Origin of the sequence: Skermanella stibiiresistens SB22, from assembly GCF_000576635.1 — a bacterium.
Classification (GTDB): Bacteria; Pseudomonadota; Alphaproteobacteria; order Azospirillales; family Azospirillaceae; genus Skermanella; species Skermanella stibiiresistens.
In genome coordinates, this window is sequence record NZ_AVFL01000140.1 from 1 (window position 1) to 351 (window position 351).

Genomic DNA, 351 nt, shown 5'->3' on the forward strand with positions numbered 1-351 from the left:
TTCCACTCTCAGCCGGCGGGCCAAGAGTCTGGAACTGCCGGCGCAACCCCACGCGACTGGCGGGCCGATCCACCTGCTGGTGGACAGTTCCGGTCTGAAGCTGAGCGGCCCGGGCGAGTGGCTGGTCGAAAAGCACGGTACCAGCAAACGACGCTCGTGGCGCAAGTTGCACATCGGCTTCGACGCCTTGACCAATCGGATCGTTGCTTCCATCCTGACCAGCCACGACGTCGATGACGCATCGCAGGTCGAGCCCCTGCTTGACCGGATCGCCGAGCCGGTCAAGGTTTTCGTAGGTGACGGCGGCTACGACAGAACCGGGGTGTACACCGCTCTGGACAAGCGCCATCC

The 351-nt window shown here is 64.1% G+C and carries 1 protein-coding gene; it reads left to right on the top strand.

What is annotated here, in order from left to right:
• Positions 1 to 351: transposase (locus tag N825_RS35820; RefSeq protein ID WP_037462552.1), on the top strand; the 351-nt coding region annotated here is incomplete at both ends.